The 8626-nt window shown below is 39.1% G+C and carries 7 protein-coding genes; all 7 read left to right on the top strand.

Going from position 1 to position 8626, the window contains the following annotated elements; genetic code table 11:
- Positions 1 to 824: 824 nt before the first annotated feature.
- The 7 genes from CWB66_RS10710 to CWB66_RS10680 all read left to right on the top strand — a co-directional run bounded on the left by CWB66_RS10710 (position 825) and on the right by CWB66_RS10680 (position 8500).
- Positions 825 to 2000, top strand: a complete 1176-nt coding sequence (locus tag CWB66_RS10710; protein ID WP_138585377.1) for an exo-beta-N-acetylmuramidase NamZ family protein — start codon at positions 825 to 827, stop codon at positions 1998 to 2000.
- A gap of 9 nt (positions 2001 to 2009) precedes the next feature.
- Complete coding sequence (pbp4b, locus tag CWB66_RS10705) at positions 2010 to 3668, top strand: penicillin binding protein PBP4B (protein ID WP_138585376.1); 1659 nt, start codon at positions 2010 to 2012, stop codon at positions 3666 to 3668.
- Positions 3669 to 3859: 191 nt separating this feature from the next.
- Positions 3860 to 5236 (top strand): Na+/H+ antiporter NhaC family protein, encoded by a 1377-nt coding sequence (locus CWB66_RS10700; RefSeq protein ID WP_138585375.1) that lies wholly within the window; start codon positions 3860 to 3862, stop codon positions 5234 to 5236.
- Positions 5237 to 5434: 198 nt separating this feature from the next.
- The gene (locus tag CWB66_RS10695) at positions 5435 to 6013 is read left to right on the top strand and encodes a hypothetical protein (protein ID WP_252371740.1); all 579 of its coding nucleotides are present in this window, start codon (positions 5435 to 5437) and stop codon (positions 6011 to 6013) included.
- On the top strand, positions 6010 to 6600 hold the full coding sequence (locus CWB66_RS10690; protein ID WP_138585374.1) for a hypothetical protein: 591 nt from the start codon (positions 6010 to 6012) through the stop codon (positions 6598 to 6600). Before CWB66_RS10695 ends, CWB66_RS10690 begins: the two co-directional genes overlap by 4 nt.
- A 91-nt stretch (positions 6601 to 6691) precedes the next feature.
- Positions 6692 to 7558: a hypothetical protein gene (locus CWB66_RS10685; protein ID WP_138585373.1), complete on the top strand. Its 867-nt coding sequence runs from the start codon at positions 6692 to 6694 to the stop codon at positions 7556 to 7558.
- 78 nt (positions 7559 to 7636) lie between these two features.
- Positions 7637 to 8500 (top strand): hypothetical protein, encoded by an 864-nt coding sequence (locus CWB66_RS10680; protein WP_171037492.1) that lies wholly within the window; start codon positions 7637 to 7639, stop codon positions 8498 to 8500.
- The last annotated feature ends 126 nt before the right edge of the window (positions 8501 to 8626 follow it).

Below are 8626 nucleotides of genomic sequence, written 5' to 3'. Positions count from 1 at the left end.
TTTTTCTTATGTATTTGCGTATCCGTCGCTTTTCAGATGTTGGATAGAGTACTCGGCTACGAACCGAGCGGTCGGAGGTTCGAATCCTCCTGCGCCCACCACTTTCATAATAAGCCGACATTAAGTCGGTTTTTTTGTGCCTAAAATAAAGTGAAACGTAAATTGATAATCTGTAGACGCTGAGCTTGCTCGCGTGAGAAGCGTAGCTTCTAATTACTTACCACTGATATAACTGATACTTTATTTACGAGCTTCGCTCGTCGCGTTAGCAAGCTGCACGCCTACAAGTAAAACCATCCCTAATTTTTAAATCCAAACTCCGAGCTTATTTATCCGTTGTAGACGCAGAGCTTGCTCGCGTGAGAAGCGCCAGCTTCTAATCATTTACCACCGATATAACTGATACTTTATTTACGAGCTTCGCTCGTTGCGTCAGCAAGCTGCACGCCTACAAGCAAAACCATCCCTAATCTTTAAATCTAAACACCGAGTTTATTTGTCCGTTGTAGACGCTGAGCTTGCTCGCGTGAGAAGCGCCAGCTTCTAATTACTTACCACCGATATATAACGGATACTTTATTTACGAGCTTCGCACGTCGCGTTAGCAAGCTACACGCCTACAAGCAAAAACAGCCCTAATCTTTAAATCCGAACCCCGAGTTTATTTATCCGTTGTAGACGCTGAGCTTGCTCGCGTGAGAAGCGCAGCTTCTAATTACTATATCCATTCAAAGCCTAATCAAGCCCACTTAACCCCTTTCTAAAGCTGCTCTTTAATATTACCTATGTTATTTTAAACGCCTTGTTTAAAAGGATATTGCAGTATGTTTAAAACCCTACTTATTACGTTATTTTTTATTTTTAGCGCTATTTTTATTTCAAGCGCACAAGCCAACGAAGCTAATAACTCACTTGTAGTAGGTGCGCAACAATATGTTAAATACTTACCGCAGTTAAAAAATAAACGTATAGGGCTCGTGGTTAATCAAACATCAACGGTAGGGAAAGCTCACTTAGTAGATGCTCTGCTGACTAAAAATATTAATATAACTAAAATTTTTGCACCTGAGCATGGCTTTCGCGGCGATCACGATGCGGGCGCACATGTAAAAAATGCTGTTGATAGTAAAACCGGTATTCCGCTTATTTCTATTTATGGTAAAAATAAAAAACCAAGCCAAGCTGCTTTAGCCGATGTTGATGTTATTATTTTTGACATTCAAGATGTAGGCGTACGTTTTTATACCTACATAAGTTCTATGCATTACATGATGGAAGCCGCTGCAGAGCATGGGGTAGAATTTTTAGTGCTCGACAGACCCAATCCAAATATTGCCTATGTTGATGGGCCAATATTAGAGCCACAATTTAAATCGTTTGTAGGCATGCACCCAATTCCTGTGTTACACGGTATGACCGTTGGCGAACTTGCCAAAATGATCAAAGGCGAGGGTTGGATCAATAAAGCGCCCGATTTAAAATTAACCGTGATCCCTGTTGATCATTACACTCGTAAAAGTGCTTATAGTTTGCCTGTAAAACCAAGCCCTAACTTACCTAACGATCAAGCTATTGCGCTTTACCCATCACTTTGCTTTTTTGAGGCAACACCTATCAGTATTGGTAGAGGTACCGACTTTGCATTTCAAGTAATTGGCTATTCGCCAGTTGCATTAGATGATTTTAGTTTTACACCGCGCGCAATTAAAGGCGCTGCTTTAAACCCTAAGTTTAAAAACCAAACCGTGCAAGGGCTTGATTTAAGACAAGCAAATATCACAGGTTTAAATTTAACTTACTTAATAAACGCGTACACGGAGCTTAGTAAAAATAACATCTCGTTTTTTGAACGCGCCGACTTTATGGATAAACTAGCGGGTACTAATAAATTGCGCTTAGCTATTGAAGCAGGGGAATCAGAGGCGCAAATAAAACAAAGCTGGCAGGCGGGGCTTGCGCAATTTAAAGCGCAAAGAGCGCCTTACTTGTTATATAAATAAGGGTAGCCCATGTTTATTGCTTTAAAAGATCAAAGGTGTGGTTATATAAAAAAAGCATTTATAGTGGCGTTAAGCTTTATTGCCGTGGGTTGCACTACACCACTTGAGCCTATTAGCTCGGTGCTACCACTTACAAAAAGCCAACTTGTAGAGCTGCCTAATGCACAAGTGGTTGTAACGTTTCCTGAGGTAAATCCAAGTAGCCGGTTTTATGTAAATAACCGAGGAACGTTTAAAGCTTACAAAGGGCGCGGGCAATTATTAATACAAAACCATAACGCACAAAGCGCCGATATTTACATTAATAATCAAAAGCTCGACGTTAACCAACTGAGCGCCAATACTCTATACAATTACAGTTTGGCAAAAAATACTCACAATAGTGTTAATACCTTTAAAGTTGAAAATATTCTCCCTGTTGGCGCAAGTTTAACGCTGCGTTTTGCATTTCCTACTTTAAGTGATGAGCCAATAAAGCACGTAGATTTTAGTGAAGTGGATGCGTTAATAAATCGCGATGTAAAGGCGGGTTTTCCTGGGGCTGTACTTGCTGTTGTTAAAAATGGCGAGCTAATAAAATTAACTGCCTATGGCGATGCAAAGCAATATCAGCAAAGTGATTTAATGCTACTTCGCCCAGAGCCTATGCAAACTAATACCTTGTTTGACCTCGCCTCAAACACCAAAATATTTGCCACCAACTTTGCACTTATGAAATTAGTAAGCGAAGGGTTATTAAATATTAATAAGCCCGTGCAAAGCTACCTAAGCGAATATAAAGGCGAAGGGCGAGTGCAACGTACAGTAAAAGATTTACTTACTCACAGCGCCGGATACCCGCCAGTATTTGACTTTCACCGTAAAGATGGCAGCTACGGCGACGCGTTTTATTCGCAAAACAGTAAAACCACCAAGCAGCTATTACTTACCAGCGTGCCTTTTAGTAGTAAATCATCTGGGCAGCATGTTTACTCAGATATTGATTACATGATTTTAGGCGTGCTCATTGAGCGCATTACAGGGAAGCCTCTTGACGAATACCTAGAGCAGCAAGTGTATGCACCATTAAAATTAACTAACACGTTATTTAATCCACTTAAAAAAGGCTTTAGGCCGCAGCAATTTGCAGCCACTGAGCTTAGCGGCAACACACGAGACGGGCGCATTAAGTTTGATAATGTTCGCACCAGTGTTTTACAAGGCCAAGTGCATGATGAGCGCGCTTACTACTCTCTTGATGGTGTAGCAGGGCATGCAGGATTATTTAGTAACGCTCACGACTTAGCCGTGCTTTGCCAGCTATTACTAAATAATGGTGGCTACGGCGACCAACAATTATTTAGTGCAAGCGCCTTAGCGCAATTTTTAACGCCGCAAAGCAGCGATGAGACCTACGGGCTTGGCTTTAGGCTTGCTGGTAATAATCAAGCAAGGCGCTGGCACTTTGGCCCTTATGCAAGCGCGCAGGCTTATGGCCACACAGGTTGGACAGGTACAGTGACCGTAATTGACCCCGCTTACGACTTAGCTATTGTTTTACTTACCAATGCTCGCCATAGTGCCATTAAAGGCTCGCTAAAACGTTACGAATTTACAGGCAAACAATTTGAAACCGCACAGTACGGATCGGTAGTGTCGCTTATTTATGAAGCGTTACTAAATCAATAAGCTATCGTATAGGTTAAAACGTACTAACTGTGCCGCCTTAAGTGATTTATTTACAGGTGACTTGAGTAAGCCAATCCATTAAGCTAAGCGGTCTATAAAACTAAGCCGGTTTATGTTGTTAGGCTTAACAAATAAGCGTTAAAACGCGTACAAAGCGAGGTTTACTCGCTAATAATAAAGGTTAACTTTTTATGCATTGGTATTCTATTTTACCGCCGCTAATTGCGATTGCTATCGTGTTTTGGCGAAAAGAAGTGATTATGGCGCTACTTGTTGCCGTTGCTTCTTCTGAGTTTTTACTCGCCTTTCAGGGCGAAGGTAATAGCTTGTTTGACACTTTTTTAAATACCATTGAACGTATTATTTCTGTTGCCAGCTCGCCAGGTAATACACGCATATTAATATTTAGTATTTTAATTGGTGCACTGCTTGCCTACATTCGCGAATCTGGCGGCGTTGCAGCAACCGTTAATATGCTAATGAACAAAGGCATTGCAAAAAGTAAGCGCCAAGTGGGCTTTTTAACCATGTTTACCGGCATTGCGGTGTTTATAGAATCGAACCTGAGCGTACTTACCTCGGGTATTTTATCGCGTGGCTTATTCGACAAATTTAAAATGAGCCGAGCGCGTCTAGCGTACATTATTGACAGCACCAGTGCGCCAGTGTGTATTTTAATACTACTTAACGGCTGGGGTGCATTTGTACTTGGTTTGTTAGGTAACTACGAGCTAGGTGAGTCGGCGGTATCGGTGTTATGGGGCAGCGTAGGGTATAACTTTTACGCCATAATTACCCTTGTCATTGTTTTTTACACCATCGCGTTTGATAAAGTGCACGGCCCAATGAAAGAAGCCGAACAAAAACTAGAGCTTCAAAAAACTGACTTAAAAGAAGAAGTAAAAGGCTCTAAAGCGCGTTACATGTTAATCCCGCTTATTACGCTTATTACCAGCATGGTTGGCTTTATGTATTACACCGGTAATGGTGTACTTGCCGAGGGCAGCGGTTCTAAGTCAGTATTGTACGCAACAGTTTTAGCCATTGTTGTCGCTTACTTTTTAATGATTGGTTCGCGTAAATTTACGCACCATCAATTAGTTGATACCGGTTTTAAAGGTATGGGCGAATTAATGCCACTGGTCGCCATTGTACTGCTTTCGCTTACACTTGGCGCAAGCTTAAAAGAATTGGGTACTGGCGTATTTGTAGCATCACTGGTTGGCGACTACCTACCTATTTACTTAATCGTACCTGTGCTGTTTTTAACCGGCGCGGTAATGTCGTTTACTACGGGTACATCGTGGGGCACGTTTGCTATATTAATCCCAATTGGTGTGCCACTTATTCAAGCGCTAGGTTTACCACCGTCGCTTGTTGTTGGTGCTATTTTGGGTGGTGGTATATTTGGCGATCATTGCTCGCCTATATCTGACACCAGCGCAGTATCGGCTATTGCATCGGGGTGTGATTTACTCACACACGTTAAAACGCAGCTACCGTATGCCTTATTTGGTGGTGCACTTACGTTTGTAGCATATTTAATAACGAGTATTATTGTTTTATAAAATACAATTGTTTAAATAGTCAAAAGCCTGCTTAATCGCAGGCTTTTTTTGTTTAATATAATGCGAAACAAATGATTATTTGAGTTTCGACAATCCTTAACAGTGAGAACTTATTAGATAAGCTGTCAAATTGACACTATTATCTATTAAAGGTACGCTGAGTTTCTATCAAAGGATTTCAATATAAAAAGGAATGTAATGATGTCTACCCCAAACTTATCTATAACTCCTCAAGAGAGAGCCCTTTTTCTAGGTGAAGATTTGGAGGGCTTTTGGCTTAGCCGATTACGGAAAATGGACCCAGTTGCTCGAATTGGCTATGCTCTGTGGGTCTCTAATACAAAGAAGCTTAAAAGAGAAATAGAAAAAGGTAATCCTCTTTTTTGGAATAATAAAGGTTTTGTCTATTGGGAATTCATGGCACGCTCTACAGTAGTTAATTTAGCTGCTGGGCTTGAAAAAGGGGGATTTAGAGGTACATTTCTAGAGACTCGTAACATGATAAAAAGAGTAGGTTTAGAGGTTGCTAAACAACATATAAAGTATGTCCACCACGATTACCAAGCTGGTAATATAGGAAAAGTTAAAGGGTTACTGAGTTTGAAGCAGATGGCTGATTACCATCATGAGGCATTTAGAAAGTTTAATATACCACCTAGTTTTTATGGTGGTACGTGGCTTGATAGTGTTCCCAATGAAGCTGAGTTTAAATTATACGGCGATTTATATTGCCATGACTGTGACAGTGACACTAATTATCAGAGACCCGCACAATGATTAAGTTCGTTCTTTTATTTTTAAGCGTTTTATTGGCAAATGGTTGCACTGAGAACAAACTAAAGTGGCAGGGGTATTGTTTACCTCTTGATAAATTAACGCCAGCTAGCTTAGCAGATACGCCAAATAAAGATGAAAATTATGATAGCGCTACTAACTATGGTCCAAGTTTATTTTTCTCAGGGGAAAATGTGACCAAAGAAATAGCTACATTTAAAGCGTTTACTTCAGATCTTTCGTCGGGAAAGTATAGGTACAATGTACAAGTTAACTTATCCAAGACAAGTATTGAGAAATCTCCAAAAACAATACAATCACTAGTTAAGAGTGATTTAGAAGAAATTTATTTTGATATGCAGAGTAAGTATCATTGGGATGCATATAAAAAAGGAGATGAAACCTATGAGTTTTGGGGGAGTTGTATGCTAGATGGTAGCGGCAAATCAAAAGAAGGTTATAGCTGTTTAAGACAGCTCAAGGTTGAAAAAATTGTATTAAATTTCAACTTGGACTATGTAAATTTAAACAGTCACAAAGATATTGACTCATTTCTCACTAACAAGTTAATAAATTGGAACTGTAACTAATAGGTGTTAAAACAGGTATAGGGCATTGCTTAATAAAATATCCGTATTGGATGTAATGTGTAGATATACAAGCTGGAAATATTTTATAAAAATGAAAAATAAAGTTTTTGTCCTGTTTAGTTTTTTATTGTTTTTGAACGCATGCTCTTACCCAGAAAGTGAAACAGAACAAGCTAATAGATTAGCAAAAACATACCAGCTCGATATTAAAGCTGGTGATACTCGTTTATTTTTTCCTGAACAATTTGCGGGAATTAATGGCAAACAACCCACGCTTGAAATGGAAAGTACTTCTTTAGAAGATTCTTCAGACTCACTTGATGGTATTGAAACTGCGCTGGAGGTGTACCCCGTAGGGTTTGTTTCCAAAGTTATTGATGTTATTTATATTTCAGGTCCTATGCTTATGGAAGGAGCTGAAGCGGGTGGGACATACTCAAGCAACTCGATAATATTAGTAAATATCTCAGATCAAAATGGCACGAACTTTAACTTCGAAAATTCATTGAAAGGGGTTCACCATGAATTAAGCTCATTAATTTATATACGTTCACCTTTCGTTATATTTGCATGGCAAGCTTTGCTGCCAAAAGAGTGGGAGCCTGTATCCTCGAATTATGAGGCTTTAACGCAAAATAAAAATATAGGGCCTGATTATGGAAATGGATTTTTATCTAGATATGGTAAAACTAATGCTGAGAACGACTTTAATATTTATGCTGAATTTGCTTTTGCTGAACCTGAAAAATTGCGGGAACTTGCCGCAACCTACCCAATAATAGCTAAAAAGCTGAGTTTGTTTATTACTGCGTATACGCAGGTTTTTCCTGAATACCAGCAGGGCTTCGAAGAATATTTTACTAGAACTGGTTTAAGCTATGTTGCGGTAGAACCTGAAAATGTAGAGATGACTATTCAGTTAAACTTGAGTAACATTAAGCCAAAAATTATAAGATAACGCTATTTGGTTGCGGTCTTTCGTTTTTAGCCTGCAAATATGCAGGCTTTTTTAGAGTATAAAACAAGGATTGTTTAAATGAAAAATAAAGCTTTTGTCCTTTTTAGTTTTTTATTGTTTTTGAACGCATGTTCTTACCTAGAAAGTGAAACGGAGCAAGCAGAACGATTGGGTAAAACATACCAGCTCAATATAAAAACAGATGCTCCAAAGCAATCTTATCCAAAAGATTTTACCGAAGAAGAGGGAAGTTTAGTCAATGTTGAAGTGACTATAACCTCTTTAGATAGTGCTGCTGAAACTCTTGATGGGATTGAGTCTGCCTTGGGAGTTTACCCAGAAGGATTTATTTCTGAAGTAATTGATACTATCTACATTGCAGGTTCTATAACTATTGAAGGTGCTGCGGCTGGCGGAACTTATGGATCTAGATGGATAGCTTTATCTAATGTTGCACAATGGAATGGAACAAAAGCTAACTATGAAAATGCATACTATGGAGTACATCATGAGCTTAGTTCACTTATATTTAAAAACTCACCATTGAGCGTAATGACATGGCAAAGTTTATTAAATAGAGATTGGAAACCTGCAAAATCAAATTTTGAGGCACTTACAAAAGATGAGTTAGCACCAGATTATAGCGCGGGCTTTTTATCTGATTATGGTAAAACATCTATGGGTAATGATTTCAATACTTACGCCGAATTTGCCTTTGCTGAGCCTGAAAAACTACGAGAACTCGCTGCAACGTATCCGCTTATAGCTAAAAAGTTGAGTGTATTTATTACTGCGTATACGCAGTTTTCGGCTAAATATCAGCAGGGCTTCGAAGAATATTTTACTAGAACAGGTTTAAGTGATGTTGCGGTAGAACCTGGAAATGTAGAAATGACTATTCAGTTAGACTTGAGTGGCATTAAGCCGCAAATAAGCCAATAACCAGCTTCTAACTGTTTGCTAAATCATATGTGCTTCTTAAAATTGCTAAATTGCTAAATTGCTAAATTGCTAAATTGCTAAATTGCTAAATTTCGTTTTTACTAGTTTCATGTCGATGAAGCACAC

This window comes from Pseudoalteromonas sp. S558 (assembly GCF_005886635.1).
Classification (GTDB): domain Bacteria; phylum Pseudomonadota; class Gammaproteobacteria; order Enterobacterales; family Alteromonadaceae; genus Pseudoalteromonas; species Pseudoalteromonas aliena.
This window is presented reverse-complemented; position numbering and strand designations above follow the sequence as displayed.